General features: G+C 59.3%; 33 protein-coding genes. 15 read left to right on the forward strand and 18 right to left on the reverse strand.

The window, feature by feature from the left end; all coding sequences use genetic code 11:
• Positions 1–23: 23 nt before the first annotated feature.
• From LIX15_RS02270 to LIX15_RS02315, 10 genes are all read left to right on the forward strand, one after another.
• Positions 24–680 carry a helix-turn-helix domain-containing protein gene (locus LIX15_RS02270; protein ID WP_227775889.1) on the forward strand — a complete coding sequence of 219 codons (657 nt, stop codon included), beginning with the start codon at positions 24–26 and terminating at the stop codon, positions 678–680.
• Positions 681–935: 255 nt separating this feature from the next.
• Complete coding sequence (locus LIX15_RS02275; protein ID WP_227775890.1) at positions 936–1,649, forward strand: helix-turn-helix domain-containing protein; 714 nt, start codon at positions 936–938, stop codon at positions 1,647–1,649.
• Between the two features lie 78 nt (positions 1,650–1,727).
• On the forward strand, positions 1,728–2,315 hold the full coding sequence (locus LIX15_RS02280) for a thymidine kinase (RefSeq protein ID WP_227775891.1): 588 nt from the start codon (positions 1,728–1,730) through the stop codon (positions 2,313–2,315).
• Positions 2,316–2,323: 8 nt separating this feature from the next.
• Positions 2,324–2,923: a YIP1 family protein gene (locus LIX15_RS02285; RefSeq protein ID WP_227775892.1), complete on the forward strand. Its 600-nt coding sequence runs from the start codon at positions 2,324–2,326 to the stop codon at positions 2,921–2,923.
• Between the two features lie 27 nt (positions 2,924–2,950).
• Positions 2,951–3,214, forward strand: coding sequence for a hypothetical protein (locus LIX15_RS02290; protein WP_227775893.1), 264 nt, complete (start codon positions 2,951–2,953; stop codon positions 3,212–3,214).
• Between the two features lie 110 nt (positions 3,215–3,324).
• Positions 3,325–3,576 (forward strand): DUF8028 family protein, encoded by a 252-nt coding sequence (locus tag LIX15_RS02295; protein ID WP_227775894.1) that lies wholly within the window; start codon positions 3,325–3,327, stop codon positions 3,574–3,576.
• Positions 3,577–3,670: 94 nt separating this feature from the next.
• Entirely contained in the window at positions 3,671–3,835 is a 165-nt protein-coding gene (locus LIX15_RS02300; protein ID WP_227775895.1) for a hypothetical protein, read from the forward strand.
• Positions 3,836–3,921: 86 nt separating this feature from the next.
• Entirely contained in the window at positions 3,922–5,979 is a 2,058-nt protein-coding gene (locus tag LIX15_RS02305) for a DHH family phosphoesterase (RefSeq protein WP_227775896.1), read from the forward strand.
• A 172-nt stretch (positions 5,980–6,151) separates the two neighbouring features.
• A complete protein-coding gene (locus LIX15_RS02310) occupies positions 6,152–6,355 on the forward strand; it encodes a hypothetical protein (protein ID WP_227775897.1) in 204 nt (67 codons plus the stop codon).
• The gene (locus tag LIX15_RS02315; protein ID WP_227775898.1) at positions 6,355–8,016 is read left to right on the forward strand and encodes a tRNA uridine(34) 5-carboxymethylaminomethyl modification radical SAM/GNAT enzyme Elp3; all 1,662 of its coding nucleotides are present in this window, start codon (positions 6,355–6,357) and stop codon (positions 8,014–8,016) included. Before LIX15_RS02310 ends, LIX15_RS02315 begins: the two co-directional genes overlap by 1 nt.
• A 689-nt stretch (positions 8,017–8,705) precedes the next feature.
• Here the strand turns inward: LIX15_RS02315 and LIX15_RS02320 are convergent.
• From LIX15_RS02320 to LIX15_RS02345, 6 genes are all read right to left on the reverse strand, one after another.
• Positions 8,706–8,873 (reverse strand): hypothetical protein, encoded by a 168-nt coding sequence (locus LIX15_RS02320; RefSeq protein ID WP_227775899.1) that lies wholly within the window; start codon positions 8,871–8,873, stop codon positions 8,706–8,708.
• 200 nt (positions 8,874–9,073) lie between these two features.
• Positions 9,074–10,609 carry an aldehyde dehydrogenase family protein gene (locus LIX15_RS02325; RefSeq protein WP_227775900.1) on the reverse strand — a complete coding sequence of 512 codons (1,536 nt, stop codon included), beginning with the start codon at positions 10,607–10,609 and terminating at the stop codon, positions 9,074–9,076.
• Between the two features lie 71 nt (positions 10,610–10,680).
• A complete protein-coding gene (locus LIX15_RS02330) occupies positions 10,681–10,980 on the reverse strand; it encodes a hypothetical protein (protein WP_227775901.1) in 300 nt (99 codons plus the stop codon).
• A 97-nt stretch (positions 10,981–11,077) separates the two neighbouring features.
• Entirely contained in the window at positions 11,078–11,581 is a 504-nt protein-coding gene (locus LIX15_RS02335) for a cupin domain-containing protein (RefSeq protein WP_227775902.1), read from the reverse strand.
• A 43-nt stretch (positions 11,582–11,624) separates the two neighbouring features.
• Complete coding sequence (locus LIX15_RS02340) at positions 11,625–12,443, reverse strand: RIO1 family regulatory kinase/ATPase domain-containing protein (protein WP_227775903.1); 819 nt, start codon at positions 12,441–12,443, stop codon at positions 11,625–11,627.
• A gap of 68 nt (positions 12,444–12,511) precedes the next feature.
• Positions 12,512–13,045: a hypothetical protein gene (locus LIX15_RS02345; RefSeq protein WP_227775904.1), complete on the reverse strand. Its 534-nt coding sequence runs from the start codon at positions 13,043–13,045 to the stop codon at positions 12,512–12,514.
• Positions 13,046–13,206: 161 nt separating this feature from the next.
• On the opposite strand from LIX15_RS02345, the gene LIX15_RS02350 reads away from it, so the two are divergent.
• Positions 13,207–14,349, forward strand: coding sequence for an acyl-CoA dehydrogenase family protein (locus LIX15_RS02350; protein ID WP_227775905.1), 1,143 nt, complete (start codon positions 13,207–13,209; stop codon positions 14,347–14,349).
• A 37-nt stretch (positions 14,350–14,386) separates the two neighbouring features.
• Here LIX15_RS02350 and LIX15_RS02355 read toward each other — a convergent pair whose 3' ends face one another.
• Together LIX15_RS02355 and LIX15_RS02360 are read right to left on the reverse strand one after the other, a co-directional pair.
• Positions 14,387–14,920: a cob(I)yrinic acid a,c-diamide adenosyltransferase gene (locus LIX15_RS02355; RefSeq protein ID WP_227775906.1), complete on the reverse strand. Its 534-nt coding sequence runs from the start codon at positions 14,918–14,920 to the stop codon at positions 14,387–14,389.
• Positions 14,917–15,159: a glutaredoxin family protein gene (locus LIX15_RS02360; RefSeq protein ID WP_227775907.1), complete on the reverse strand. Its 243-nt coding sequence runs from the start codon at positions 15,157–15,159 to the stop codon at positions 14,917–14,919. The genes LIX15_RS02355 and LIX15_RS02360 overlap by 4 nt, the downstream gene beginning before the upstream one ends.
• A gap of 109 nt (positions 15,160–15,268) precedes the next feature.
• Between LIX15_RS02360 and LIX15_RS02365 the strand changes: the two genes are divergently transcribed.
• The 3 genes from LIX15_RS02365 to LIX15_RS02375 all read left to right on the forward strand — a co-directional run bounded on the left by LIX15_RS02365 (position 15,269) and on the right by LIX15_RS02375 (position 17,134).
• Positions 15,269–15,784: a pyridoxamine 5'-phosphate oxidase family protein gene (locus LIX15_RS02365; RefSeq protein WP_227775908.1), complete on the forward strand. Its 516-nt coding sequence runs from the start codon at positions 15,269–15,271 to the stop codon at positions 15,782–15,784.
• 129 nt (positions 15,785–15,913) lie between these two features.
• Entirely contained in the window at positions 15,914–16,918 is a 1,005-nt protein-coding gene (locus LIX15_RS02370; protein WP_227775909.1) for a DHH family phosphoesterase, read from the forward strand.
• A 48-nt stretch (positions 16,919–16,966) separates the two neighbouring features.
• Positions 16,967–17,134: a DUF7838 family putative zinc beta-ribbon protein gene (locus LIX15_RS02375; protein WP_227775910.1), complete on the forward strand. Its 168-nt coding sequence runs from the start codon at positions 16,967–16,969 to the stop codon at positions 17,132–17,134.
• 141 nt (positions 17,135–17,275) lie between these two features.
• Here the strand turns inward: LIX15_RS02375 and LIX15_RS02380 are convergent, their stop codons facing one another.
• From LIX15_RS02380 to LIX15_RS02415, 8 genes are all read right to left on the reverse strand, one after another.
• Complete coding sequence (locus LIX15_RS02380; RefSeq protein WP_227775911.1) at positions 17,276–17,416, reverse strand: hypothetical protein; 141 nt, start codon at positions 17,414–17,416, stop codon at positions 17,276–17,278.
• 8 nt (positions 17,417–17,424) lie between these two features.
• Positions 17,425–17,622 carry a hypothetical protein gene (locus tag LIX15_RS02385; RefSeq protein ID WP_227775912.1) on the reverse strand — a complete coding sequence of 66 codons (198 nt, stop codon included), beginning with the start codon at positions 17,620–17,622 and terminating at the stop codon, positions 17,425–17,427.
• A 70-nt stretch (positions 17,623–17,692) separates the two neighbouring features.
• On the reverse strand, positions 17,693–19,099 hold the full coding sequence (locus LIX15_RS02390; RefSeq protein WP_227775913.1) for a PQQ-dependent sugar dehydrogenase: 1,407 nt from the start codon (positions 19,097–19,099) through the stop codon (positions 17,693–17,695).
• 87 nt (positions 19,100–19,186) lie between these two features.
• Positions 19,187–20,608: an aminomethyl-transferring glycine dehydrogenase subunit GcvPB gene (gene gcvPB, locus LIX15_RS02395; protein WP_227775914.1), complete on the reverse strand. Its 1,422-nt coding sequence runs from the start codon at positions 20,606–20,608 to the stop codon at positions 19,187–19,189.
• 100 nt (positions 20,609–20,708) lie between these two features.
• The gene (gcvPA, locus tag LIX15_RS02400; RefSeq protein ID WP_227775915.1) at positions 20,709–22,049 is read right to left on the reverse strand and encodes an aminomethyl-transferring glycine dehydrogenase subunit GcvPA; all 1,341 of its coding nucleotides are present in this window, start codon (positions 22,047–22,049) and stop codon (positions 20,709–20,711) included.
• Between the two features lie 223 nt (positions 22,050–22,272).
• Positions 22,273–22,656 (reverse strand): glycine cleavage system protein GcvH, encoded by a 384-nt coding sequence (gcvH, locus tag LIX15_RS02405; protein ID WP_227775916.1) that lies wholly within the window; start codon positions 22,654–22,656, stop codon positions 22,273–22,275.
• Positions 22,653–23,750, reverse strand: coding sequence for a glycine cleavage system aminomethyltransferase GcvT (gene gcvT / locus LIX15_RS02410; protein WP_227775917.1), 1,098 nt, complete (start codon positions 23,748–23,750; stop codon positions 22,653–22,655). The genes gcvH and gcvT overlap by 4 nt, the downstream gene beginning before the upstream one ends.
• 87 nt (positions 23,751–23,837) lie before the next feature.
• The gene (locus tag LIX15_RS02415) at positions 23,838–24,005 is read right to left on the reverse strand and encodes an AbrB/MazE/SpoVT family DNA-binding domain-containing protein (RefSeq protein ID WP_227775918.1); all 168 of its coding nucleotides are present in this window, start codon (positions 24,003–24,005) and stop codon (positions 23,838–23,840) included.
• 63 nt (positions 24,006–24,068) lie between these two features.
• Between LIX15_RS02415 and LIX15_RS02420 the strand changes: the two genes are divergently transcribed.
• Positions 24,069–24,521 (forward strand): hypothetical protein, encoded by a 453-nt coding sequence (locus LIX15_RS02420; protein WP_227775919.1) that lies wholly within the window; start codon positions 24,069–24,071, stop codon positions 24,519–24,521.
• On the opposite strand, the gene LIX15_RS02425 is transcribed toward LIX15_RS02420, so the two are convergent.
• Both LIX15_RS02425 and LIX15_RS02430 read right to left on the reverse strand, forming a co-directional pair.
• A complete protein-coding gene (locus LIX15_RS02425) occupies positions 24,497–24,673 on the reverse strand; it encodes a hypothetical protein (RefSeq protein WP_227775920.1) in 177 nt (58 codons plus the stop codon). The two genes, LIX15_RS02420 and LIX15_RS02425, sit on opposite strands and share 25 nt — an antisense overlap.
• Positions 24,674–24,785: 112 nt before the next feature.
• Positions 24,786–26,450 (reverse strand): Na+/H+ antiporter, encoded by a 1,665-nt coding sequence (locus tag LIX15_RS02430; RefSeq protein ID WP_227775921.1) that lies wholly within the window; start codon positions 26,448–26,450, stop codon positions 24,786–24,788.
• Between the last annotated feature and the right edge of the window lie 77 nt (positions 26,451–26,527).

Raw genomic sequence — 26,527 nt, forward strand, 5'->3', positions numbered from 1 at the left:
CAATTCGAAAGCAAAATCAACGTATGAGTGTAATCGCCGACGTTAGCGTACCAGGGGAGTCGTTCGCGCTGCACGAGACGCTCGCGACAGCCCCGGAAACGACCGTCGAAGCGGAACGGCTGGCCACACACAGCGCCGAGTGGGTGATGCCGTTTCTCTGGACGACGGGCGGTGATTCTGGGGCGTTCCACGAGGCGGTTCAGGGCGATTCGACGGTTGATACAGCAACGATAATCGAGGAAACGGACGACAGTCGGTTGTATAAGATCGTGTGGGAGCAAGAGATCGTTGATCTCATCGAAGAGATAATTGACCAAGAGGCGACAATTTTGGAGGCGAAAGCGTCCGAGGACGTCTGGCGCCTAAAATTGCGATTTGCCGAAGAGGAACTGGTCTCGTCGTTCCAGAATCACTTTTTGGAACAAGGACACGAATTCGAGGTCAATCACCTTTCGTCCCCGACGACCTCCCGCCAAGGTGAGTTCGGTTTGACCAAAGAACAGCACGACGCGTTAGTCACAGCCATTCGGGAGGGGTATTTCGAAATCCCACGTTCGACCACGAATCAAGAGCTGGCGGATGCGCTCGGTATTTCTTCGAATGCCACCTCCCAACGCATCCGACGAGCGTCTGCGAACCTCATTCGCAATACGCTGATAATCGACACCGACGAAGAGTGATTTCAAAGATGTAATCGTCGTTTCGAATACCGGATCGGTATAAAGACCGGTGATTTCGCGCCATTCATCTATTATAGGTGGCCGGAGTAGTGTTCAGACACAGTGACCTTTCACCCGAATCAGAACATGGTTCATAAATGTCACTATCTGCAGTTCGAGCGCGCTCGGTACCGTCGCTCGATAGCTACGCGCGCCGATACCGAACGCGGTACGAGATGCGAGACAGCGAATCGAAAAATACTTCATAATTGATATATGGTTGGAACAATTGTCGATGTAGAACTCCCGGCAGAGAACTTCGCACTCGAACAGACACTCGATAGGCTTGAAACGGTCGTCTTCGAGGTAAAACAGATGGTCGCGTACAATTACGACAGCCTCCTCCCGTTCATCTGGGTCGGTACCGACAATCGAGACGCGATAGAGCGGGCGTTTGCCGAAGACGAGACCGTCGCCGGATTTCAGCTCGTCGGCGAATTCGACACCGATTGTCTCTATCGGTTGGAGTGGGTAGAGGAAATCGATGTGCTTGTCCGCGTGCTCGTCGAAGAGAACGGAACCATCCTCTCCGCGACTGGCAGCGATGGTTCGTGGCAACTTCGGTTTCTCTTCGCCGACCACGATTCGGTCACTCGCACGCACCAGTACTGCGAAGAAAACGGAATCCCGCTCGAAATTCAGAACATCACGGAGTTTGCGGGTGAGGATAAAGACCGATACGGACTCTCCAAGGAGCAACGCACGACGCTCCGACTCGCTTACGACCGGGGCTATTACTCGATACCACGAGAGACGAAAGCCGAAGCGTTGGCCGAAGAAGTCGGTGTGACACACCAAGCGATTTCCGAGCGACTGCGGCGCGGCCACGGTACGCTCCTTCAGAACACGCTCGTCAATGGCCACGGGACGACGGCCTCCCCACAACCGAAGTCGGAAGACGCCGACGAAGAAGTTGCTCCGGGTTCGTAGTCGACTTCGGGGAGACACTTTCGAGTTACCAACTCGAATAAGCAATCCTTTTGACGCCGGATTGAGCGCAGTTCGGATATGCACAAAATCACGAACAGCGGGTGGGTCGAAGTTATCACCGGCTGTATGTTCTCCGGGAAAACCGAGGAACTGCTCCGTCGGCTTCGTCGCGCGGAGATAGCGGGACAAGAAGTCGCCGTGTTCAAACCGGCGCTGGACGACCGCTACGGCGAGGATACGGTGGGATCCCACGACGGAGCGTCGTGGGACGCGACGGTCGTCGAACCGGATGACGAAGGCGTCTGGGAGATTCCGAAGAAATTGAACGGCGAGCAGGTCGTCGCCATCGACGAAGCGAACTTCTTCTCCGCGGAACTCGTCTCCGTTTGCGAACACCTCGCCGAGGACGAGCGTCGCGTCGTTATCAGCGGAACCGACCAGACGTTCCGGGCCGAACCGTTCGACCCGCTTCCGCAACTCATCTCGGTGTCGGAGTACGTTGAAAAGTTGCAGGCAATCTGCGCGAAATGCGGCGAACCCGCGACGCGGAATCAGCGCCTCATCGACGGGGAACCGGCGCACGTGGACGATCCGACGATTCTGGTGGGAGCGCAGGAATCCTACGAAGCGCGGTGTCGGAACTGTCATACCCTCCTAAACGACTAAGGTCAACTGTGACACAGTGGGTCGAAAATCCGACGGGCGGACGCGACCGAGGACCGCGGGCGATCGTCCGCGCGTGGGTCGAAGTGATGGTGCGGCCACGCCGGTTTTTCAACGTCGGCGTCGCACCCGGTGATCAAGCCCCGGGACTGGTGTTCGGCGTGTTCGTTACGGTCATCGAAGTCGCCTCTCGGATGACGTTCGGCGGTATTGGTGTGGGCGACTCCCTCTCCTCGAAACTGTTCGCGCTGATCGTGGTCGGCCTGTTCATAGCGCCCGCCGTCCTCCATCTGACGGCGGCGCTTCAGACGGCCATTTTGATGGCGTTGGTTCCCGAACGAGGCGGAATCAGCGAGACGGTGCAGGTTATCGGCTACGCAGTCGCACCCTGCTTGCTCGCCGGACTGCCGTTCCCGGAGGTACGGGTGGCTTGCACGCTGTACGGATCGATACTGCTCGCCATCGGGACGAGCGAGGTGCACGGAACCTCGCTCGTCCGCGCAGTCGTCGTCACCGCGATTCCGTCGGCGCTCGTGTTTGGATACGGATTCGGCGGGGTCGATGCCCTCGCGACCACCTTCCAATCTCTCGCGGGCGTCGTCCCATGGTAATTAAGCCAAAGAGGGCGTATCGGAGGTATGCTCAACCTGCGCATGGACAATTTCATGGTCGAGTTGAAAGACGGGTCGTTGAAAAACGTCGGTCCGACGAACAAAAAAGGGACGGCGAAACTGTTCGACGTGGAATCGGCAGAAGCGCGCGAGTTCGGGGACAAACGCGTCAAACTCGTGTTCGAAGACGAGGACGGCAACGAAGTGCAGGTCGCCCTGTTCCCCGAGCACGTCCGAAAAATCGCGGGCGAGATTGAAGCCCTCGAAGACGACAGCCCCGTTTTCGAGTGAACGACGAAAACGATTCTCTATTCCAGCATGTGCGTTTGTGTTGCATCGCTTTCGAAGCGTTAGAGGCTCAATAATAATATCATGGTATGTTGTAGCATAGTGCGACGAGCATGTCCACAATCACCGACTCGGAGACGAGGAACACCCGGACGAGCGACGAGGAAGCGGAGCCGTCCGACTACTCTCTTTCGGCCCCGATTCAGTTCGTCGGTTTTTGGACAGCCGTCGCGCTCCCATTCCTGTACGTCCCCCTCCTTGCAACTGGTCTCGACACGCCCGGACAATTTCAGACGTTTCTCATACTGATAGCAGTAAATCTGGCCGCACTCCTCCTCGGACATCGGTACCGAGCGAAGGCTTAACTGGTCAATAATCCTAAATATAGTTGGTATCGTACACCATCTGAATCCCGTTAGCGAGACTATAACTATGGGTTTACCGACCGTACAAAACGGTATGTCCCAGTCAGCCATGTCCGTCGGATGCCCCCACTGCGGAACGGCATCCGCAGTCGAACTAATGACCGTCGAGGGGGGCAACCACTCGAATGAAGACCGGCTCAAAGGAAGGCGAGTGGACTGTCAGCACTGTGGCGACGACTTCTCGTTTTACTACTACTGACCCCGGTCGTCCGACACCGATGGGGGTGAATGACCGTCGGGATTTCGACAACCGTTTTAGGCCGGGACTATTTTGTTCCAGTATAAATGGGTAACTGCGTCATTTGCGGAACGTCTGTCGACGGCCCAATTTGTTCGAGCCACGAGCAGGACGTTCTCTTCGAATTCGAAGGAAACCACCCGCAGCAACTCTCTGTGGGTCGATACTACAAAGGTACGGTCGATGGCTTCGCCGACTTCGGCGTCTTCATCGACGTCGGTAAAAACGTCACTGGTCTCCTCCACAAAAGTGAACTAGACCAGCGACTCGAAAGTCTCGACTGGAACTCGGGCGACTCCGTGTTCGTTCAAGTTCTCGGCGTCCGTGACAACGGCAACGTCGACCTCGGTTCGTCCATCCGCCAGTCGGAACGCGAGTTCCGCGGTAAATTGATTCAGGACGCCGAAAACACGTACCTTCCCGACGAATCCGAAACCGAACGAACGGAACAGTCCGACTCCGATCAGTCGAACCAACCCTCACGAAACGAGCCGAAAAAACAGGAAGAGAGCGAGACGCCGGATCCGTCCCCAACCACGGACGGGTCGGGAAACGCGGTCGGTAGCGCGACAATCCCCGAGCAGGAAGAGCCGCTGACACGCGTCACCATCGATAGCCTAAGCGACCGAGTCGGCGAGCGCGTCCGTATCGAGGGCGAAATCGTCGGCGCAAGTCAGACGAGTGGCCCGACCGTCTTCGAACTGCGCGACGAAACCGCCGTCGTGGACTGCGCAGCGTTCAAAGAGGCTGGTGTCCGCGCGTACCCCGAAGTTGACACCGGCGACATCGTCCGGCTCGTCGGCGAAGTCGAACTCAGAAACAACGAACTGCAAGTCGAAACCGAACAACTCGACGCGCTCACGGACGAGGAAGAAGACACCGTCGTCACCCGACTCGCCGAAGCGCTGGAAGACGAAGCACGTCCAGCGGACGTTGACCTGCTCGCCGAGGATTCAGTCGTCGAAGCAATTCACGACGACATCAAGGATGCCGCGGGAACGATTCGCCGCGCGGTCATCGAATCCCGTCCCGTCATCGTTCGGCACAACGCGAGCGCCGAGGGCTACGTGGCCGGTGCTGCGCTCGAACGCGCGGTGCTCCCGCTGGTGCGCGAGGAACACGCGCGAAGCGACGCCCAGTATCACTACTTCGACCGCCGACCGCTCGAAGACGGCTTCTACGACATGCAAGACGCGACGAAGGACGCGACGAACATGCTCGACAACCGCGAGCGCCACGACGAGAAGCTCCCCCTCTTCGTCCTCGTGGACGCCGGGAGTACGGTCGAATCCGGCGACGGACTCGACCTGCTCGACATCTACGACGCGCCGCACGTCGTCATCGACACGCAGTATCCCGACGAGGACGTGACGCAGACGGCGGATGTCGTCGTCAACCCACACCTCGGCGATTCGGACGAGGATGTCGCTGCTGGCGTCCTCGGCGCGAACGTTGCGGCCCACATCAACGACGACGTTCGCGAGGACGTGTCTCACCTTCCGGCAGTGAGCTACTGGGTGGAAACGCCGTCCGAATACGTCGAACTCGCGACGGAAGCGGGATACGACGAAGCACACGTTACGGCCCTGCGCGAGGCAGTCGCGCTGGAGGCTTACTATCAGTCCTACGAGGACAAGCGCGAACTCATCACCGACCTGCTGTTCGAACACGCAAAACGCGACCTCGCCGAACACGTCAGCGAGCAGTTCCGCACGAAACTCGAAAACGAATTGGACACCGCCGAACCGAACCTCTCGGTTCGCGGCGCGAACGGCGTCACCTTCACCGTCCTCGACACGGACGCCTACACGCATCGATTCGACTTCCCATCGACGGCGGTTCTCTTAGACGCACTCCACCGCCACGACATCACTGGGCGTCCCGGCGGTCAGAACGTCACGCTCGGCCTCGCGGACGACGAAATCCACATCCGAAGCGACATGGGCGTCAACGTCCGCGATATCGAAGAACCAGTCCGCGAGCGCGCCGAAAACGCCGGAATCGTCGCGGTCGGCACCCGCGACGGGAAATTCGAATTCCTCCGCGGCGAGCGCGAGGAAGCACTCGATGCGGTTATCGAGTCGGTTAGCGAACACGTGAACTAAACCAACGATTTCGCGGCGGTTTTGCTTTTAGCGGGATTGGTGCCTCGATTCAATAGTTCAGCAAGACCGCTGGTGGGTTTTACTACTGTGGATCGGAAAGACGAGTTTCCACAGAAACCGGCCGGTCAACTTTGAATCGGGCGAGCAGGCCGCGGCCTGCCCGCCCCCGCTGGTGGCAACGGGCGAAACGAAGAGCGAACGACTGGAAGGGGTGAGCGACGAGGAGGGCGTGACCTGCGCCGAGCATCAGCAGTCCCCGCACCAACAAACTCGGTTCCCGTACTTCCGAAAAATCCAATCAAAACTCGAATCCTCGTCCAGAGCAGTAGTCGTAGACGACACGCTTATCCGGGCGAAACGACCAAATACCACGTAATGAGTACCGAGACGCCGGACGCCACAGAGACGGAGGCGTTCGAGCAGGTCTGCGAGGCGCTCGTGGAGCGCATCCTCGCGGGCGACATCGAGCGCGACGACGTGGAGAGCGCAAAGCTCCAAGCCTGCTCCGAGTTCTCCGCCGGAAAAGTGCCGAAGAACTCCGAGATTCTGGACTACGCGCCGAACGACCAGCGCGAGGAGTTAGAAGCGGTGTTACAGCGCAAACCCGTCAGAACCGCGTCGGGCGTCTCGCCGGTTGCGATTATGACCAGTCCGCACCAGTGCCCGCACGGGAAATGTCTCTACTGTCCTGGCGGCCCCTCCTCCGAGTTTTCGTCCTCGCAGAGCTACACGGGCCACGAACCCGCCGCGGCGCGCGGCGTGCAGAACGATTACGACCCCTATGGTCAGGTGACCCTGCGATTGGAGCAGATGCGCGAAATCGGCCATCCCGTCGATAAGGTCGAACTCATCCTGATGGGCGGGACGATGACCGCTCGGAGCCACGACTATCAGGAGTGGTTCGTCAAGCGCGCGTTGGAGGCGATGAATGACTACGACGTTGACAAGGAACCCGAACCGGCGGAGGGCGTTAGCTTCGCGCAGGATTTCGACGAGTACGAGTTTTCGTATCTGGAGGACGTTATCGCCGAAAACGAGACGGGAGACGTTCGCAACATCGGCACGACGTTCGAGACGAAGCCCGACTGGTGTGACCCCGAGCAGATCGACCGGATGCTCGATTTGGGCGGCACCAAGGTCGAAGTTGGCGTCCAAACCACCTTCGAACGTATCAACCGCGAGATGCACCGCGGCCACGGCGCGCAGGCCTCCATCGAAGCGAACCAGCGACTCCGCGATTCGGCGTTCAAAGTCGGCTTCCACATGATGCCCGGCCAACCCGGCATGTCCAAAGAGATGTGCGTCGAGGACTTCCGGCGCATCTTCGAGGACGAGAAGTGGAAACCGGACTACCTCAAAATATACCCGACGCTGGTCGTCCGCGGTACCGCCACCTACGACTGGTGGTATCAGGACGAGTACGAACCCCTCCGAAACGAGGAGGCTGCGGAACTCGTCGCCGAAATCAAGTCGATGATTCCGCGGTACGTCCGCCTTCAGCGCGTCCAGCGCGACATCCCCGCTGACTTCATCGACGCCGGTGTGTGGAAGTCCAATCTCCGTCAACTCGCCCGAAAGAAGATGGACGAGCACGGGTGGGCCTGCGAATGTATCCGATGCAGAGAAGTCGGCATGAACGACGAGGAACCCGAAAACGTCGAGTTGGACGTGCTGACCTACGAGGCCGGTGGCGGCACGGAACATTTCATCAGCTTCGAGGATTTCGAGAAAGACTTGCTCGTCGGCTTCTGTCGCCTCCGATTCCCCGGCGACCCGGTTCGTCGAGAACTCGACAACGCCGCCCTCATCCGCGAACTTCACGTCTACGGGGGCGAAGTGTCCGTCGGGTCGGCAAGTGAGGACGCCCAGCACCAACACCGCGGTTACGGCCGCCGACTGATGGAGAAAGCGGAAGACCTCGCCAGAGACGCGGGGTACGAGAAACTGAGCGTCATCTCCGGTATCGGCGCGCGCGAGTACTATCGGAACAAACTGGGCTACCATCAGGACGGCCCCTACGTGAGCAAACTCATCTAGGAACGAAGTGCTAGCGAGGGGTTCGACACTCTGTTTTGGGGGTCGCAACCGGTATTTTCAGACGTTGGACTACGCCATGCCCCCTGTGCGATAAAACGAGGCACGATAACGGTGTTAGAGTCTCAATCGCCACGTTTTCGTGCACACCACTTATCCACGAACGTTTTGAAAAATCCCGACACACCAGTCTGCCGACATCGAAATCTGGGTTGCACAGATTTATAAGTGAGAAGCAAAAAGTAGCGAATGCCGATACACGACGCTTTTCTCGTCGTCTGTCGGCATATCGGGACTGTGCGCCTCGTCGCGTGGGCACACTGGTCGGAACCCACCGGCTTCCGGAAGCCACACCCCAACCCCTCGTCTCCAGTCGTCTTTCACTCTTCGCAAACCAAAATCGAACACCATTCTCAAAACTCCAGAGAAGTCGAAACTCGACGGCGCTCAGTTCGAAACGCGAGCGAATGACCTGACGAAAATTAGGATGCCGAACGCAGCGAACGCGAGGAAAACTATCGCGTCCGTATCTAACCCGCTGAAGGCAACAACGAGATAGCTGATGAGTGCCCCCCACGAGTGCGAGAGCGAACGTAGACAGGATGTTCCGATTTATACATTCGCATCGAATCGCCACGCTACTAATACCGGGAGAACCGCGATTCGAGAGTTCGGGAGGGTGGCCGTGTATCTCAGTTCGAAGTGCAAAGATACGATTTGAAGAAAATGAAGATGCCGAATATGACGAACGCGACAACGAACATCAAGCTATCATCCACTGCCCCTCTCCCAATGAGGAGGAATGTTATTACTGCAGCGACGAGCGCCAACGCAAAGGTAACGACGTCATCTCTGGTCATAATTCCAACTATTTTCGAGAACAGTAAATACTTTCTCGTCACGACGAGGGACGATTTTACTCGTTCCCCGTACAAACGGGAGCCGAGTCCCCTCGTTACTCGGTGCGAACGAAAAGAAAAAGCGCCTCGTTACACTCGGCGGTTTCGTTTCAGTCTTTGAAAAATGAGGGGACTATTTCGCGGCGCTCGTCTTCCTTCGTTTACTCGTCTTCGGTTTTGATGTCCGCCGACAGGCCCTGGGCCATCTGGATGTCCTTCGAGTTGTTGATGGTCCACGCCGTGCGCTCCGTCACCGCTTCGATGGCTTCACGGGCGCTCGGATAGCCGTTTCCGGATTTCTTCACGCCGCCGAACGGCAGTTGGACTTCCGCGCCGATGCACGGGAGGTTACCGTAGGCGAGTCCGATTTCCGCGTTGTCGCGGAAGTAGTTGACTTGGCGGTAATCCTCGCTGATGATTGCTCCGGCCAGTCCGTAGGGCGTGTCGTTGTGGATTTCGACCGCGTCCTCGATGTCGCCCGAATAGCTCATGAGGGCGACGTGCGGGCCGAACACTTCCTCGTGGATACAGCGCAGGTCGGGGCTGTAATCGACCTCGTAGACGAACGGGCCGACCCAGTAGCCGTCCTCGTGGCCGTCCGGAATCTCCTCCTCGTCAAGCTCCTCGCGGTCGACGAGAACTTCCGCACCCTCGTCTTTGGCGAGTTGGTTGTACTTGCCGAACTTCTCGACCTGCTCTTCGTTGACCAACGGCCCCATGAACGTGTTCTCGTCCAGTGGGTCGCCGACCGAGACGTTCTTCGCGAGTTCGACGTAGCGCTCTTTGAACTCGTCGTACACGTCCTCGTGAACGATGAGGCGCTCGCTGGAAACACAGCGCTGGCCCGTCGTCTTGAATGAGGACATGATGGCGCTGTGAACCGCGATGTCGAGATCTGCGTTTTCGGTGATAACGATGCCGTTTTTGCCGCCCATCTCGCAGGCCGCGAGTTTGCCGGGTTCGCCGCCGACCTTGCCCGCGATTTTGTGACCGACTTCCGAGGAACCGGTAAAGAGGACGGTGTCCACGCGCTCGTCCTCAACGATGGCGTTTCCGGCGTCGCCGAATCCTTGTACCATGTTGAAGACGCCTTCAGGGACGCCTGCGTCCTCGAACATTTCCGCGATGATTTGGCCGCACCACGGCGTCTGCTCGGCGGGCTTCCAGACGACGGTGTTCCCTTCGACCAGCGCGAGCGCCATGTGCCAGAATGGGATGGCAACCGGGAAGTTCCACGGCGTGATGCAACCGATGATACCGCGCGGCTTCCGACGCATGTAGGCGTCCTTGGCACCGATTTCGCTCGGCACCACGTCGCCGTGCGGGTGGCGGGCGTTGCCCGCGGCCCATTCGACCATGTGCGCCGCCTCGACCACGTCGGCTTTTCCTTCGGAAATCTCCTTCCCGCACTCCTTCGTGATTATTTCGCCGAGTTCGTCGGTTCGCTCTTTCAGTTCGTGGTAGATGTCCCAGAGGTGTTCCGCGCGGTCGATGTACGAGAGGCTCGCCCACTCGTCTTCGGCCTCCGCCGCGGCGGTCAGCGCTGCGTCGATATCCGCGGGCGTACCGCGGTGGAACTCGCCCAGCGTCTCCTTCGTCGCCGGGTTGACGCTCTCGAACGTCTCGTCTCCCTCGCCGTCGCTCCACTCGCCACCGATGTAGTGGCTGTGAATCTGCTCGCTAGCTTGTTGACTCATGTTGTACTCGGTGGATTTTGACCCGGCACCATAAAAAAGACTCTTACTTGCCGGAGACACCGCCCGGCAATTCAGGAAAATACGACCGAAATCCCGACTGTGGCCGCGCAGAGAGCGCTGGCACAGATAAGCAATAGTACCACCCTACGCGAGGTGACTGACATTTCCACGAGACGTTCGATGAGGTGGCGACCAGCGGGCGTTACGCCGACACCGACGACGAACAACAGCACACCCGCGATGGTAGGCAAAATTGCGTGGGGAACTGCGGCGAAAAGGTGGACGATACCGATTCCGAATATCAACGCAGCGAGGGCGGTCGTTCCAACTCCGAACGCGTAGCGACCCGCACGAGAAACGGTCAGAGACATGTTTCCTACTACGGTCATTCATCTAATAAGAATTTGTATTCGAGGGAGTTCGTACCGGGTGTTTGGTAAGACATCGGCGAAGATCGGTACTCCCGAACTACCCGTCTTCTCCCTCCCAGTAGTCCACTTCCGCGTCGAGCGGAAAATAGCCGCTCAAGGTGCGTCCCTCGTGGCCGCCGGGTGCGGCCCCCACGAAGAGACCGACCTTTCCCGAGTCAGGGTACACTGCAATGTCCGGTTCGCGCATGGTCGAAACACAGAGGTAGCGAAGCGCGCTGTCGGAATCGTTGATGACTCGTCGAGCGTACTCCTCGCCAACCGGAAACGCGACGTAATCGCCCGCTTCGAGGCTCGTTTCGTGGTCCTCGATTCGGAGGGTTCCCGAGCCGTCGAGGACGTATATCGCTTCCTCGTTTCCGGTGTGGTAGTGGTAGGGCCACGCTTTCTTTCCGGGGGGGAGTTCGTAGAGGCTACAGCCTAATCGCTCGCCGCGCGACTCTGCGCCGAGTTGTTTGCGCCGAATGTGAAACTCCTCTCCACGGGATTTTTCCTCCCAATCGAGGGTCCGTTCGTTGACGACTCGCGGTCGCTCGTCGTTCATACGAATTTGTTCAGCAACTGTGAGCAAGAGCGTTTCGAGGCGCTTAACTAGTCGTCTCGTCTTCCGTGTCGGCTAGCTTCTCGATTTCGCCTTTCACCGCAACCGCGTCGAAATCGTGGTCGGGACGCATATTTACGAAATCGAGAAACTCCCGGGCCGAAAGCAGTTCTTCCGCGGAATAATGGTTGCGGGCGGCCATCACTGCGTCACGAGCGCCGATGAGAGGCGTAAGCGACGCCAGCGCACAAGCGAGGTCGTACGACCTCGCCTCGTCGATTCGGGCTTCGTTCACGCTCGTCGCGTCGATGAAGTAGATTTCGTCGTTCGCCACGAGGACGTTTTCACCCCGCAAATCGCCGTGAGCGAGGTTGTTGTCGTGCATGCGCGAGAGGGCTTCGAACAACTCCGGTGCGTGGTCGTGCATCCCTTCGTCGGATAATTCCTCGAACGTTTCGAACTCGGGGAGATACTCCATCACCAACACGCCGAGGCCGTCGTATTCGAACGCCTCAATCGGGGCAGGAACGTTCAGTCCGATTTCGCGCATCTTCTTCGTCGCCTCGAGTTCGTGGTCGGCCATCTCGTCCGGACCGGCGAAATGCTCGAAAAAACCCTCCGTACCGCTGGAAAACGCACCCAAATTGCGGGCGCTGGTGAAAAGCGCGTGGACGAGCGAGTTCTGATCCGACGTGATTTTGACGAACCATTGGTCGTCCACGACACAGGGCGTCGAGAGCCAGTTGTCGGCATCGATGAACTCGACGCGAACCTCGTCGCGGTCGTATCGCTCCGCGAGTTCGCGGATAACCGCTTCGATGCGAGGCCACTCTATCGTGCCACGTACCAATCGCCGGATACCCATCAAAAATGGGTTCGTCCCCACGACTGATAAAGACATCCGTCACTGAGCCGTCCGTCTCGATAGACGGGTCACTCGCACTCGTAGACGTAGTACACCTTCTCTCGGGGAATCAGTACGGTCGATTCGTCGGAGAGGCCGGTCTTGCCCTCGACGAAGTTGATATCGTGCACCCGACAGCGCCAGTGGTCGGTTTCGGCATCGTACGTCGGTTTTTTGAGGACTTCGAGCCGCCTATTGTCGAGAACCTTGACGTCCGGGCCATCCTCCGAGACGAGTTTGGTGACGACGGTGTACGTCGGCGGCGTCGGTTCGACCGGTTGCGGCCCGTCGCTCGGCTCGTGTGGCCTCGACTTCGAAACCCAATACATTCGTTCGCCGGGAATGCGAATCGAGACCGGGGTCGTTTCGAGTGCTTCCTCGCCACTAATTGGTACGTCGGATGAGCGGGAGAGTTCCTCGACTCGAACGACCCAGTGACCGGTCTCTTTCTCGTAGTACATCGTCTCATCGGAGAACGCCGGGTCGCGGTCGTCGTCGAAGAGAAAACTCTCCCGCTCGTATCGTTCCGGGCCGTCGTACAGAATCGCAAGGGAGGAAGTCACAGTGGAAGGACGGGTAGCGATGGCAAAAGTGTATCCTGACCGAAGACTCGCTATGGTTTCATCATGACGGTGTCTTCGGGAGCGACGAAGGAGAGAACGAGGACTCACCATGGCGAAGGCATGGCGGTGTCTTTATACTCCGACCCGCGCAAAAATTGCGTATGGATTTCAATCTCCCTGACGAGCACAGGATGGTACGGGACACCGTCCGGGAGTTCTGCGACGAAGAAATAGAGCCGATTGCGCAGGAAATCGAGAGCGAACACCGCTTCCCAGACGAGATTTTTGACCAACTCGCCGACCTCGACATGATGGGCGTCCCCGTCAGCGAGGGGTATGGCGGCCTCGGTGGCGACCAGTTGATGTACGCTCTCGTCACCGAAGAACTGGGCCGCGTCTCCGGTTCTATCGGTCTTTCCTACGCCGCGCACATCTCGCTCGCTTCGAAACCGCTCGAACTGTTCGGCACGGAAGAACAGAAAGAACGCTGGCTCACGCCGCTCGCCGAGGGCGATTATCTCGGTTCGTGGGCGCTCACGGAACCCGGTTCCGGGTCGGACGCGAGCGACATGGACACCACCGCGGAGAAGGACGGCGACGAATGGGTCCTCAACGGAACGAAGCAGTTCATCACCAACGCTAACGTCGCCGGAAGCGTCCTCGTGAAAGCCGTCACTGACCCCGGCGCGGGCTACGACGGCATATCGACGTTCATCGTCTCCCCCGAGGAAGACGACGGATTCGAAGTCACGACCGTCTGGGACAAGATGGGCCTCAACGCCTCGCCGACCTGCGAGATTCAGCTTTCGGACGTTCGACTCTCGGAAGACCGCCTACTCGGCGAAGAGGGCGAGGGCTGGGAGCAGACGAAGAAAACGCTCGACGGCGGACGAATCTCCATCGCCGCGCTCTCGACGGGTATCGGACAGGGCGCATTCGAGGCGGCCCACGCGTACAGCCAAGAGCGCGAGCAGTTCGGCAAGCCGATTTCGAAGTTCGACGCCATCCGAAACAAAATCGTGGACATGGACCGTAAAATCGAACGTTCGCGTCTGCTGACCCACAAGGCCGCGTGCAAGTACGACGAAGGCTACTCCGTCTCCCACGAGAGCGCGCTGGCGAAACTCGACGCCAGCGAGTCGGCCCGCGAGGTGTCCGAGGACGCGGTGCAGGTTCTCGGCGGCTACGGCTACACCGAGGATTTCGCCCCGCAGCGATTCCTGCGAGATGCGAAACTGATGGAAATCGGTGAAGGAACGAGCGAGATTCAGCATCTCGTCATCGGACGAGAACTCGGGCTGTAATCAGGAATTTGCTTTTATCGGTCTGAACGAATTCGTTTCAGTACGTCGGACTCTCTTCTCGCTCTCCATCGCGTTTGTTCACCACGCGCGCGAGGATGAATAGAGCGTCCGACAGTCGATTCAGGTAGGTTACGGCGTCGTCGTTGATATCCTCCTCACCCGCCAGCGCGACTGCTCGGCGTTCGGCCCGCCGACAGACGGCGCGGGCGTGGTGCAAATTCGCACCCGACTCGCCTCCACCGGGGAGGATAAAGGAGGTGAGCGGCTCTAATTCCTCGTCGTGGGCGTCCATCCACGATTCGAGCAAGTCGGCGTGTTCCGCAGCGACCTGCGGGTCGTCCTCGTCGGGTTCCGGGTTGGCGAAGTCGGCCTGCACGACATGGAGGTGGTTCTGGATTTCGCGGAGCTGTTCGTCCACGTCGTCGTAGCCCGTGGGTCGACATCGTCCGATGAGGGCGTTCACCTCGTCCACCGTGCCGTAGGCTTCGATTCGCGGACTCGCTTTCGAGACGCGAGACATATTTTGCAGGTCGGTCTGGCCCGCGTCGCCGCGCCCGGTGTAGATTTTCATGCGAGCGACTGCTCCACGTACTCCACGATTTTTTCGCTCTCGGCCATCGTAACGCCCGAATCCTCGTTGACTAGGACGGGAACGCCACGCTGGCCGCTGGCGCGTTTTACTTCGTTTCGGTTCGAGTGTAGGGCGTCCACCCATTCGGTTTCGTACTCGATTTCGGCGTCGTCGAGCGCATCGTGGACTTTCTCGCAGTACGGGCAGCCGTCGAGCGAGTACAGCGTTATCGAGGGCATGGAAGGGACATGGGGCGCGAGCGTAAAGTAAGCTATCGTCCCGGGCGGTACCCCATCATCTTGACAACTGCCAACACGGTATTTTGCCACTCGCGCCGTATCCGACTCCATGGGGAAAGAATCAAACGAGGAAATCGAAAGTGGGGCGAATCGAAACGGCGAATCGCGACGAAATCGGCCGACGACGGAGGAGAGCTACGGAATTCCCGACCACGAGGATGGGCTGCTCTCGTGGGCGTTCGTTCGGGAGAAGATGGCGGGCGACGAAACCTACTGGGTGACGACCACGTTACCGGACGGTCGCCCGCATGCCCGACCGGTATGGGGCGTCTGGGTGGACGACACCTTCCACTGCGGCGGCGGCGATAAAACCCGTTGGATGCGGAATCTGGCGCTGAATCCCGAAATCGTCGTCCACCGAGAGAGCGGCACGGAAGTCGTCATCATCGAAGGTACTGCGGAACGAATCGAGGAACCGAAATCCGAACTCGCGGAACGTCTCGATTTGGCCTACGAGGGAAAGTACGGAATTCAGCACGGAACACCCTTTTTCGCGGTGCGCCCCGAGACGGTTTTGGCATGGAGCGATTATCCGGGAGATGCGACTCGGTGGGAGTTCGATTGAGATAGCTCGGTACAGGACTGAGTAACACCGGTACCACCGAATTTCGTATAGCAGTATGAAATTTATTTTCCCGTTACTGGCGACGATTCCCAGCCACGGGTTGATACTTTCTCGGGACGAACGGCTAGCATGACCCGCGCGCAGGAGTTGGTGGAGTATCTCGCGGGAACCGAATCGCTCGCGATTGTTTGTCACGACAACCCGGATCCGGACTGTATCGCTAGTGCGCTCGCGCTTTCGTCGATTGCCGAGTGGTGTGGCGTCGAAGACACCGAACTGTTTTACGGCGGGATGATTTCTCATCAACAGAATCGCGCGTTCATCAATTTGCTCCATTTGAACCTAGAACACGCCGAGGAGTTCGTCCGAGACGACTTCGACAAAATTGCGTTCGTAGACCACGCGACACCCGCAGGACATACGGAACTCAAATCGGTCGAACCCGACATCGTCATCGATCACCATTCGACCGAAGCTCCGGAGTGTGATTTCGTTGACCTCCGCGACGAATACGGTGCGACGGCGTCCATCCTCGTAGAGTATTTCCGCGAACTCGACATCAAAATGAACGTCCAGTTGGGGTCTGCACTGCTGTTTGCCCTCCATCGCGAACGAATCGACTATATTCGCGGGCCGACGGCACACGAGTACGAGGCCGCACTGTACGTCTACGGCCACGCCGACCTCGAATTGCTCGAACGATTGTACGGAGCCGCGTTTTCCCCGGCAACGGTGGACGCGATTAGCGAAGCCATTCGAAACCGCGTTCAGCGCGGAGCGACCCTCGCCACCTCCGCCGGTCGAACCGCGGAGCGGGATGCGCTCGCGCAGGCCGCGGACTACCTGCTGAACGTCGAGGGGGTGGATACGGTGCTCGTATTCGGCGTCGTAGACAGCGCGGTCGAAATGAGCGCGCGTTCCATCGACCCGCGCGTGCACGCGGGAAACGTTCTCCGACAGGCGTTCGACGATGTGGGAAGTGCGGGCGGACACGCCGACATGGCCGGGGCACAGATTCCGCTCGGTCTGTTCGCTGATTCGGATGCGGACGACGAGGAACTCGTCGATTTCGCCTCACGGCGCGTCGTCCACCGATTTTTCGACGCGCTCCACCTCGAACGCGGCGAGGAGTAGGCGGTCGAAACCAGTATCTTAAACTGCGCCAATCACGGAGGAAGGAACATGAGTCTCGAAATTCAACACGATTGTCCCGAATGCGGGGGCGAGCAGACGTTTTGGCGCAGTGCGAGCACCACCCTTCATCTCGGCGAGAAAACGAAATGGCGATGTTCGGAATGTGATTTCGGAATCGTTCGCATCAACGGCGACATCGACTCCGCATCGGCGTAACGACAGCACCCGGCTTTCGATTTTCCGATTGTCACGGTCAGTGACGGCGAGTAGCAACGTTTTCTCGGTTTTAGTTTGGACTGCGACCAAACGATATAAATCCCATGGTGATATAGCAAATCGCCAACAACGACGAACGCGCTAGATATTTTTCGCACCGCGGGTACCGTCCGACCGTGCGCCGATAAGCCGGTACAGCCCTGCTCTGACGAATCCGGCGAGAATACACAAAGCACAACCGCGGGGAGCGGGCCGTATCCCCGTGTCGTCGACCATCGTCATCGGCTGTTCTATCGTCGACGGGACGTTGATGACGACGAACGAAAGAGCGACCCGAATCCGAGGATGACCATCGCAACACCGGTTGATTGACCTGAAGTTGACAGTTCGTCCGTCTCCGTGGTCGGCGCGGTATCGAACGCCGCGCCGTTACATCCGGCGGGGCACAGGAAGAGAGCGACACCGAGCGGTTTCAGGGCTTGCTTCACCGGTCATCGATGACGATACTGAATAATATTTTCTGTCATACACCGGGATTGGGGCAATTTTTCACAGTTCTCAAACCGTGTCGCCATCGCCCGGCGGAACGAGTTTGTAAACCGCACCATTCCCCGCCACGCTGTTTGTTTCGCTGGTCAGGACGTACAGTTCGCCGGCTGTGCCGCGACCGAACGCCAGCACGTAGTGGCCAAGTTCGCCGTTTTTGCCCCCAGAAACGCGAAATTCCCGCATCGACCACTGTTCGTCTGATACGTTCGGTCTGTTAGCGTAAAACAATCTCCCGCGTGGCGACCGAAACGACCGGCTCCAATCCCCGAAAATGTAGTCTCCCGCGCGGTTTTGGAGTGCAGTCCCATCGTACACGTTCCCGCCGATGACGGCGAGGCCGACGGCCTGCCCGCCCTTTTTGTGTGGATATTCGATGATAGGGTCGGTAAACTGCTGGCCGTCGTACGGTGGCTTTGCCGTCGCGGAGCTCGGGCAGTTTTTGCGGGGGTGTTGCGGTGACCCCGCGTTGAAGCAGTGCCGTCCTTCCCGAACGTTCCAGCCGTAGTTGTCACCCGCTTCGACCAGATTCACCTCTTCGAACCGTCGTTGTCCCACGTCGGCCACGAACAGTTCGCCGCCGGAAAACGATAGCCGCCACGGGTTGCACAATCCCCACGCCCACAGTTCGTCCGATCCCTCTCCGCCGACGAGCGGGTTGTCGTCCGGAACCGCGTACGATTTGTTTCCTTCGCGGTCGTCCACGTCGAGTCGAAGAATGCTCCCGAGCAGGTTCCGGGTCACATCCTGTCCGTTGCCGCCACGGTTACGCGAGTACCAGTCCGAGACGTGGCCGCGCCCCGTGTCGCTCGCTCCGCCGCCGTCACCGAGCGGAACGTAGAGGTAACCGTCCGGGCCGAACGCGATGTCCCCGGCGTTGTGGTTCGCCTGCGGTTCGGGAACTGCCAAAATACGTCGTTCGGAACCGGAGTCTGCCGAAAGTAGGTCGTCGCTCGCCCGAAACTCGGATAGGACGGCCGTGTGGTCGAAGTTCCGCGGCGTCGATTTTCCCGGCGGCGCGCTGTACCGAACGTAAAACCGGCGATTAGTTCGAAAGTCGGGGTGAAGTGCGAGTCCGAGTAACCCTCGTTCATCCATGAAGTCAGTTCGCATCTTCAACCGGTCGCGCACGTCGAGAAACGGTTCGTCCGCGATTCCATTGCCGCCGAGAACGTGAACTCGCCCGATTTGATCGACGATGTATCGGTACCCGACCCCGTCCGCGGTTTCGAAGCCAACCGGTTGTGTCAGGGGTTCGCCCGCCACTTTTTGGACTCCGACGCTAGCACCGGTCGGTATCGCCGTCCGTCGAATCCCCTCGGTTCGAGCCGTGCCGATCGAGCCGAAAGCAGCGGTTCCGCCGATGGCTGCGGTGCGTAAAAATCGCCGTCTAGAAACGTTCTCGTTCGGTCGTCTCATTTTCCCATTCTCGGTTCCACGAACCGCGGGTTAAGAGTTCAGCGAAAATCACGTTCAGCGAGGAGAGAAACGAACGGTTCGGTCGGGCTACTCGTCCAACGCCTGCCACGAGAGCCGCAGGTTTCGCGCGGCGCTGGCTTGGTCGATGCGCTTTGCCGTCGTCTTCTGCGGTGCGGATTCCAGCGTCTCGGCGTCCTCGCCCGCAACCGCGTTGAACGCTTCGGCGAGTTGGTCGAGCGTCTCGCGATTCTCGATTTCCGTCGGTTCAGTCATGAGTGCCTCCGAGACGATTTCGGGCCACTTCGTCGTCGGCGGGTGAACGCCGTAGTCGAGCATCCGTTTCGCTACGTCCGCGGCGTCTTGGTCGCCCGCGCTGGCCACGAATTCGTGGTGGAACGGGCTAAACGGAACGTCGTACTCGATTTGCGAGGCGAGATAGTTCGCGTTGAGCACGGCCTTCGCGCTAGCGTCCGAGAGTCCTTCGTCGCCGAGGCGGGCGATGTAGGCGTAGGTTTTGACCAACACGAGCCAATTGCCCGTGAAGCCGTGAACTTTCCCGATGGTTCGGTCGGGGTCGAATCGCTCGTACCGGTTTTCGACTTTTCTGACTCGCGGTGCGGGCAGGAACTCGGCCAGTTTCTCGCCGACGCCGATTGGACCAGCACCGGGCCCGCCGCCGCCGTGGGGCGTGGCGAACGTCTTGTGAACGTTGTAGTGCATGATGTCGAAGCCCATGTCGCCGGGGCGGGCGCGTCCGAGGAGGGCGTTCAGGTTCGCGCCGTCGTAGTAGAGCAGGCCGCCAGCATCGTGAACGGTTTCCGCGATTTCTTCGATGTCGCGCTCGAACAATCCGAGCGTGTTCGGGTTAGTGAGCATGAACAGCGCGGTGCTGTCGCCGACGGCGGCCGACAGCGCCTCTAAATCGACGCGCCCGTCCTCCGCGCTCGGCAGTTCGACCACGTCGTAGCCGCCGAGTGCGGCGCTAGCGGGGTTAGTTCCGTGGGCGCTGTCCGGAACGATGATTTCGGTTCGCTGGTCGCCCTCGCCGTTCGCCTCGTGAAAGGCTTTAGCGACGAGGATGCCGGTGAACTCTCCCGCCGCACCCGCCGGAGGCTGAAGACTGACGGCGTCCATGCCGCCGATTCTGGCGAGGTAATCCTGCAAACCGTGCATGAGTTCGAGGGTTCCCTGCACGCTCCCCTCGGAGCGGTCGGGGTGGATACTCGCACCGGGGAGCGCGGCCACGTCCTCGGTGAACTTCGGGTTGTACTTCATCGTACAGGAGCCGAGCGGGTACGGGCCGCTGTCGATACCGTAGTTCATCTGGCTCAGTCGGGTGTAGTGACGTGCCAGCTCGGGTTCCGACAGGTCGGGGAGTTCGAGACTGTCGCGGGTCAACTCGTCCGGCAGGGACGAATCAATCTCAACGGCGTTGCCGTCCTTTTCGGAGAGCAGCGGCTCGTACAGGTTGTCTTCCTCGCGTTCCCATTTCGCTTGCGTGTATTTCACGCGAACCACCTCGTGAGCGTGAAGCTCGAAAGACGCGTCGTTCGGTGTCTCCGTGAGCGCAGCGATCGGATGCTCGAAGCGACAAATTCGCTTCGGTGGTTCATCGGGCCACCTCCTGAAACAGCGTGACGAACTCGCCGACGGCGTGTTCGTTCACGTCGGTTACGCACACCTGTACCTCGTGTTCGCCGACTTCGTGCACCGCGAAACCGCGCTCTTCGAGGTCGGCTACAATTGGCGGTGCGGGTTGGTCGGTATGCGCGACGAACTCGCGGAAGTGGTATCGGTCGTGAACCGGTGCCTGAACGCCGCTAATGTCGTCCAGCCGCTCCGCGAGGTCGTCGGCCAGCGTGACGCATTTTTCGGCCAGTTCGACCAGTCCGGACGAGCCCAGGTAGGCGACGTGAATCGCGGTTCGAAGCGCGACCCACGCCTGATTGGTACAGATGTTTGACGTCGCGCGTTCCCGGCGGATGTGCTGTTCGCGGGTCTGGAGCGTGAGTGTAAATGCGCGATTTTCGTCCTCGTCCTCGCTGACGCCGACGAGTCTGCCCGGAACCTGCCGGACGAACTCCTCCCGCGTCGCGAACAGGCCGAGTCCCATCCCGTAACTTGCGGGGAGGCCGAGGGTACCCGAATCGCCGACGACAACGTCGGCACCGACGTTCGCGGGTTTCTGCAGGAGGGAGAGCGCGACGGGGTCGGAACCGAGGCAGAACAGCGCGTCGCGGTCGTGTGCGAGGTCACCGATTGCCGAGAGATTTTCTTCGATAGTCCCTCTCGTCGTCGGATTTTCCGCGTACACCATCACCACGTCTTCGTCCATCGATTCTGCGAGGGCGTCAGCATCGACGTTTCCGTCATCGGTGGCGAATTCCTCGACGACGAGTCCTGGCCCCTCGGTGTAGTTTTCGAGGACGCTCTTTCGCCCGGAGAGCAGATACTCCGGAACGAGGACTTTGTTGCCGCTGGTTTGACGAACCCGCGATGCCAGCAGGGCCGACTCGGCCAACGCCGTCGCGTGGTCGTACATCGAAGCGTTGGCAATTTCCAACCCCGTCAGTTCGACCAGCATCGACTGGTATTCGAACAGCGCTTGCAGGAATCCCTGCGTGACTTCCGGTTGGTACTGGGTGTACGAGGTCAGAAACTCGGAGCGGTCGGCGATGTGGTCGACCAATGATGGGACGTAATGACTGTACTGTCCTCGTCCAAGAAACTCCGTCAGATTTCGGTTTTTCCCCAGGATTCGCTGTAGTTCGCGTCGGGTCGCCTGTTCCGACCGTTTTTCGATGCCGAACTCCCCGTCGAATCGAACCGACTCGGGAATGTCGAAGAGAGCTTCGACGCTCTCGACGCCGGCCGCGTCGAGCATCGCCGCTGTCTCCCCGACCGTGTGCGGTGCGTACGGACTCCCCGTACTCGCGTTGCCTCCGGTCATTGCCTTCGGCTATGGAGCGCATCCTTTTAATATGGGAGGAAAGCGGACGCCAGTGTTGCATAGTCGTGAACAGGTCCGTGGATTTAGCCGGAGAGAAAGCGGAGAAGTATGCACGACGGAACCAAATATTTCCGAAATCACCTGCTATCGTTCGCCAACCGTTTGTCGGTCGCGGTCGCTGGGAACAGTCGTCGGGAACCAGTGGGAAAACGAGAATCGGTCGCTACTCGATTTGGTCCCGGTACTCGTCCGCGGACAGCAAGTCGTCGAGTTCGCCCTCGTCGTCCACGTCGACTTCGAGCATCCAACCGTCGCCGAACGGGTCTTCGTTGACCAGTTCGGGCGTGCTCTCGAGGTCGTCGTTGACGGCCGTGACGGTGCCGGAAACCGGCGAGTAGAGGTCAGAGACCGCCTTGATGCTCTCGACCACGCCGAACTCGTCGCCCTGTGCGAGTTCGTCGCCCTCGCTCGGGAGTTCGACGAACACCACGTCGCCCAGTTCGTCCTGCGCGAAGTCCGAGATGCCGATTTTAGCGGTTCCGTCGGTCGCGTTGACCCATTCGTGCGATTCAAGATACTTACAGCTTTCAGGTATTTCGAAGCTCATTGTTTGTCCTTCAGGAATGGCGTGCTCTCAATCTTTGCTTTCTTCGACCGCCCGCGCACCATCACGCGGATGACGGTTCCGGGATCCGCATAGTCGGTCGGGACGTAGCCCAAGCCGATGGGTTCGGAAAGCGTGGGACTCATCGTCCCGCTGGTGACCGTCCCGATGATGGTGTCGTCCGTGTTGGTTATGTCGTAGCCGTGGCGAGGAACGCCTCGGTCGATGAGTCGAAAGCCGACGAACGTCTCCTCGACGCCTTCTTCTTTCACCTGTTCGAGCGCGTCGCGTCCCACGAACTCCGTATCGAGTTTCACCGTGAAACTTACTTTGGCCTCGTAGGGGTTTCGCGGGTCGTTTTCGTGGTTGAAATCCTGCCCGGACAGCAAGAATCCCATCTCCGTGCGGAGCGTGTCGCGCGACCCGAGTCCGCAGGGCTGACAGTCGAACGCGTCCCAGACGGTTTCAGCCTCGTCCCACGGGCAGATGAGTTCGAAACCGTCTTCTCCCGTGTAACCGGTGCGCGCGACCCAGCATCGCACGCCTGCGACGGTTGCGTACATCGCCTCGAACTTCGAGAGGTCGGCGACGGATTCCTCCATCACCTCCCCGACGGAGTTGGCGGCGTCCGGGCCTTGCACGGCGTACATGGCGTAATCGTCGGTTGCGTTGCGGATTTCCGCATCGAGTTCCCACTCGTTTCGGAATCGCTTCCACCGGTCGTGCATCTGCTCGTCGTGACCTGCGTTCGGGACGAACAGGTAGTCCGACTCGTCGTCCTCTGGGAGGCGGTAAACGACCGTGTCGTCGATGATGATTCCGTCCTCGTCGGTAATCATCGAGTACTGGGAATCGCCCGCGGACAACTGCGTTACGTCGTTCGTCGTCAGTCGCTGCATGAGCTGTTCGGCATCCGGCCCGCTGACTTCTATTTCTCCCATATGGGAGACGTCGAAGATGCCGACGGATTCACGAACGCTCAGGTGTTCTTCTTTTATCGAATCGAACTCGACAGGCATGTCCCACCCGCCAAATTCGGTAAACGTCGCGCCCCGCTCATCGTGGTGGTCGCGCAACGGCGGTTTCCGAAGGGGCATACTTGAACTGTCGAAGCGAGGTAAGTAATGTTTTGTTTTCTCTGTCGCGAGATGGCGGTTCTTTCAGTTGGTCGAGCGTCGGTCGAACTACGCTGGTTCGACGACGATTTGTCCGTCGCGTTTCTTGAAGACGAGTCGGTCGCCCTCCTCGATTTCGACTCCCTCGTCTGCGAACTCCTCCCGAACGGCTTTGATGAGGCTGATTCGCCAGCGCTGGGTAACGGTCGTCGTGCCGAGAATCTGCTCGGAAGACATCGCCTACCCCAATGTAATCGGTACTGTTATGGATTTGTAGCTATATCGACGTAATAGTCATAAATGACTATTTCGACGACGGAGTTCGTCCGCCGACTCCACGAACACGGTTCCGAATCGATTCTCGTTCGCGGTCGGCGCGCGCCGACCGGAACTATCGACGATACCGCGACGCTCGACCCGGGCACCGTCGCCGCACTGTACGGCGACCATCTGCGCCTCCCACTGTACGTTACGGTGCCGACGACGGATGGACGAAAACAGCGTCAGTTCAGTACGTCTTCGTTCGCGGACGCCATCGAGGGAGCAGAACGGATGCTCACGGACCACGCACCAGACAATGTGTGGATTCGAAACCACGCACAGCTCGTTGGGGCGCTCGCCCCCGTCACGGTCGGGTTACTGGAAGCACGATTGGCACGAATTGCAACCGACATCGATGCGACACTCGTAACGTGGACGGAAACCTCGACACCCGCGAACGACAGGCTTTACGACTCCGTCGTTGAGCCGTGAACGCGTGCGAGTAGAGCGGACGGTTCGACCGCGACATCCGTACTTTCACACGCCGGGCACTGCACGACGAGCGACCAGTCGAGCGGTTCGATGTCGCCCGCGACGCGGGCGGCGATGTCGAAAAAGCAAAACGAACGAATCAGAATGTCCACAGTTTCTGCAAGTCATTGGTAGTCAGGCCAACTGGTGTATTCGCGTTGTCGGCCGATTCGAACTGGTTCCGTTTCGGTATTTGAACGTTCGGTTCAGTCGTTTTGGGTGCGCTCAGTCGTTGCTGGAAGACAAACCGTACTCGTCCGCGCGTACGCGCCAAAACTCCGTGTAGCCTTCTTTTTCCGGGTTCTCCCGAGCCGTACTCTCACCGCTGTCAACGCGGTCGAGTTTGAGGTCGACTTCCTCCAGCAGTCGCTCGCCCACGTCGTCGCTGACGACGCCGGAGCGCATCGCGTCCATGATGGCACTTTTTTCCTCTTTCAGGACGCGACGCTCCCCGACGAGGAGTTCCTCCCGACGGAGGTCGGGGTTGTTCATCAGTAGTTGGGAAATCGCGGCGTTCAAGTCGTCCTTTTCGCGTTCGTACTCACCGCGGAAATCCTCGTACACTCCGCCGGGGAGTTCGCCCTTGTCGTGCAGTCGCTCCGCGGCGTTCAGTGCCGAATCCACCGCGCGCGCACGACCGAGAAGGAGTTCGTACAGTTCCTTGGATTCGCTCCGGGTGACGACGCCGAGTCGGTCGAGCAATCGGCCCATGGTTAGCCCCTGAACGACGAGGCTGAACGCCGCGACGCCGAACACCATAGAGCGCAGTTCGGTAACGCGCGGGAAGTCCGGGGGAAGACCGAGCACGAGCGCGATTGGAATCGAGGCGTGAAGCCCGCCCCAGACCATCACGTGTTGATACGAGAACGGCACGGTTCGGTTGCTGTAGCGGTTGACGAGACCGGTAATCGGGTAGACGACGAGCGCGCGAACCGCCAGCGTCAGCGCGATGGCGATGCAGATTATCTGCCAGTTGTCGAGCATCTGCGCGATAGGAGTTTTCGCGCCGATGAGAACGAAGATGAGCGTGTTGACGAGGAAGGCCGCCGTCTCCCACGTGTTGAAGACGGATATCTTCGTCTGCGGACTCATCGCGTACTCCGCGCCGCGGTTGCCGATGAAGAGACCCGCGGTGACGGTGGCGATAACGCCGCTGACGTGCAGGTAATGTTCGGCCAACAAGAAACTGCCGTAGGCGAGGATGAGCGTGAGAACGATTTCGGTCATATGCTCGTCCAGATTGACCATGATGCGGTAGATGAGATACCCCGAGGCGAGACCGACGAGCAATCCGCCGAGACTGGCGGTGACGATTTCGATACCCGCGTCTGCGATGACGGTCGGCGAGATGCTTTCGGAATTGGTCACCAGCACGAACAGCGTCGAGAAGATAACGACGCCGACGCCGTCGTTGAGCAGGCTTTCACCCTCGACCAATACGGACAATCGCTCCGGCGCGCCGAGTTCCTCGAACAAGGCGAGAACCGAAACCGGGTCGGTCGGGAGAATCATCGAGGCGAGCAACAGGGAGAGTAACAGGGAATAGCCGAAGGCGTAGCTTCCGACCCATCCCAGAACGACAACGGAGAGAACCAGGCCCGGAACTGCGAGCGCCAACACGGGGACGATGTTCTCACGAAAGCGTCCCAAGTCGGTCGTCGCCGCCCCTTCGAACAGAAGTGGCGGAAGGAGAACGAGTAAGATGAGGTCGTGCGAAAGAACGATGTCGATATCGAGGCCGAGTATCGATACGCCGAGTCCGGCGAGAAGCAGGGCGATGGTGTACGGAAACCGCCCGACTTTGGCGACGAAGACGCCGACGCCGCCCGCGATGATGAAAACCGCCAACAAGTCGATGAGACCCGACTCGATTCCCGATGGTGCGACCATGGCAGTTGGTTTGCACGGTGCGTAATTAAGTATTAAAGCCGAATCACCGACAGTCGGATGTCCTCCGGTCAGGGATG

This window comes from Haladaptatus pallidirubidus (assembly GCF_020700235.1).
In the GTDB taxonomy this organism is placed as follows: domain Archaea; phylum Halobacteriota; class Halobacteria; order Halobacteriales; family Haladaptataceae; genus Haladaptatus; species Haladaptatus pallidirubidus.

Excerpts from the sequence above, each read along its gene's own strand:
- LIX15_RS02270 (WP_227775889.1), top strand. The coding sequence starts at position 24 with ATGAGTGTAATCGCCGACGTTAGCGTACCAGGGGAGTCGTTCGCGCTG.
- LIX15_RS02275 (WP_227775890.1), top strand. The coding sequence starts at position 936 with ATGGTTGGAACAATTGTCGATGTAGAACTCCCGGCAGAGAACTTCGCA.
- LIX15_RS02280 (WP_227775891.1), top strand. The coding sequence starts at position 1,728 with ATGCACAAAATCACGAACAGCGGGTGGGTCGAAGTTATCACCGGCTGT.
- LIX15_RS02290 (WP_227775893.1), top strand. The coding sequence starts at position 2,951 with ATGCTCAACCTGCGCATGGACAATTTCATGGTCGAGTTGAAAGACGGG.
- LIX15_RS02295 (WP_227775894.1), top strand. The coding sequence starts at position 3,325 with ATGTCCACAATCACCGACTCGGAGACGAGGAACACCCGGACGAGCGAC.
- LIX15_RS02300 (WP_227775895.1), top strand. The coding sequence starts at position 3,671 with ATGTCCCAGTCAGCCATGTCCGTCGGATGCCCCCACTGCGGAACGGCA.
- LIX15_RS02305 (WP_227775896.1), top strand. The coding sequence starts at position 3,922 with ATGGGTAACTGCGTCATTTGCGGAACGTCTGTCGACGGCCCAATTTGT.
- LIX15_RS02315 (WP_227775898.1), top strand. The coding sequence starts at position 6,355 with ATGAGTACCGAGACGCCGGACGCCACAGAGACGGAGGCGTTCGAGCAG.
- LIX15_RS02320 (WP_227775899.1), bottom strand. The coding sequence starts at position 8,873 with ATGACCAGAGATGACGTCGTTACCTTTGCGTTGGCGCTCGTCGCTGCA.
- LIX15_RS02325 (WP_227775900.1), bottom strand. The coding sequence starts at position 10,609 with ATGAGTCAACAAGCTAGCGAGCAGATTCACAGCCACTACATCGGTGGC.
- LIX15_RS02330 (WP_227775901.1), bottom strand. The coding sequence starts at position 10,980 with ATGTCTCTGACCGTTTCTCGTGCGGGTCGCTACGCGTTCGGAGTTGGA.
- LIX15_RS02335 (WP_227775902.1), bottom strand. The coding sequence starts at position 11,581 with ATGAACGACGAGCGACCGCGAGTCGTCAACGAACGGACCCTCGATTGG.
- LIX15_RS02340 (WP_227775903.1), bottom strand. The coding sequence starts at position 12,443 with ATGGGTATCCGGCGATTGGTACGTGGCACGATAGAGTGGCCTCGCATC.
- LIX15_RS02350 (WP_227775905.1), top strand. The coding sequence starts at position 13,207 with ATGGATTTCAATCTCCCTGACGAGCACAGGATGGTACGGGACACCGTC.
- LIX15_RS02355 (WP_227775906.1), bottom strand. The coding sequence starts at position 14,920 with ATGAAAATCTACACCGGGCGCGGCGACGCGGGCCAGACCGACCTGCAA.
- LIX15_RS02360 (WP_227775907.1), bottom strand. The coding sequence starts at position 15,159 with ATGCCCTCGATAACGCTGTACTCGCTCGACGGCTGCCCGTACTGCGAG.
- LIX15_RS02365 (WP_227775908.1), top strand. The coding sequence starts at position 15,269 with ATGGGGAAAGAATCAAACGAGGAAATCGAAAGTGGGGCGAATCGAAAC.
- LIX15_RS02370 (WP_227775909.1), top strand. The coding sequence starts at position 15,914 with ATGACCCGCGCGCAGGAGTTGGTGGAGTATCTCGCGGGAACCGAATCG.
- LIX15_RS02375 (WP_227775910.1), top strand. The coding sequence starts at position 16,967 with ATGAGTCTCGAAATTCAACACGATTGTCCCGAATGCGGGGGCGAGCAG.
- LIX15_RS02380 (WP_227775911.1), bottom strand. The coding sequence starts at position 17,416 with ATGACGATGGTCGACGACACGGGGATACGGCCCGCTCCCCGCGGTTGT.
- LIX15_RS02390 (WP_227775913.1), bottom strand. The coding sequence starts at position 19,099 with ATGAGACGACCGAACGAGAACGTTTCTAGACGGCGATTTTTACGCACC.
- gcvPA (WP_227775915.1), bottom strand. The coding sequence starts at position 22,049 with ATGACCGGAGGCAACGCGAGTACGGGGAGTCCGTACGCACCGCACACG.
- gcvH (WP_227775916.1), bottom strand. The coding sequence starts at position 22,656 with ATGAGCTTCGAAATACCTGAAAGCTGTAAGTATCTTGAATCGCACGAA.
- gcvT (WP_227775917.1), bottom strand. The coding sequence starts at position 23,750 with ATGCCCCTTCGGAAACCGCCGTTGCGCGACCACCACGATGAGCGGGGC.
- LIX15_RS02415 (WP_227775918.1), bottom strand. The coding sequence starts at position 24,005 with ATGTCTTCCGAGCAGATTCTCGGCACGACGACCGTTACCCAGCGCTGG.
- LIX15_RS02420 (WP_227775919.1), top strand. The coding sequence starts at position 24,069 with ATGACTATTTCGACGACGGAGTTCGTCCGCCGACTCCACGAACACGGT.
- LIX15_RS02430 (WP_227775921.1), bottom strand. The coding sequence starts at position 26,450 with ATGGTCGCACCATCGGGAATCGAGTCGGGTCTCATCGACTTGTTGGCG.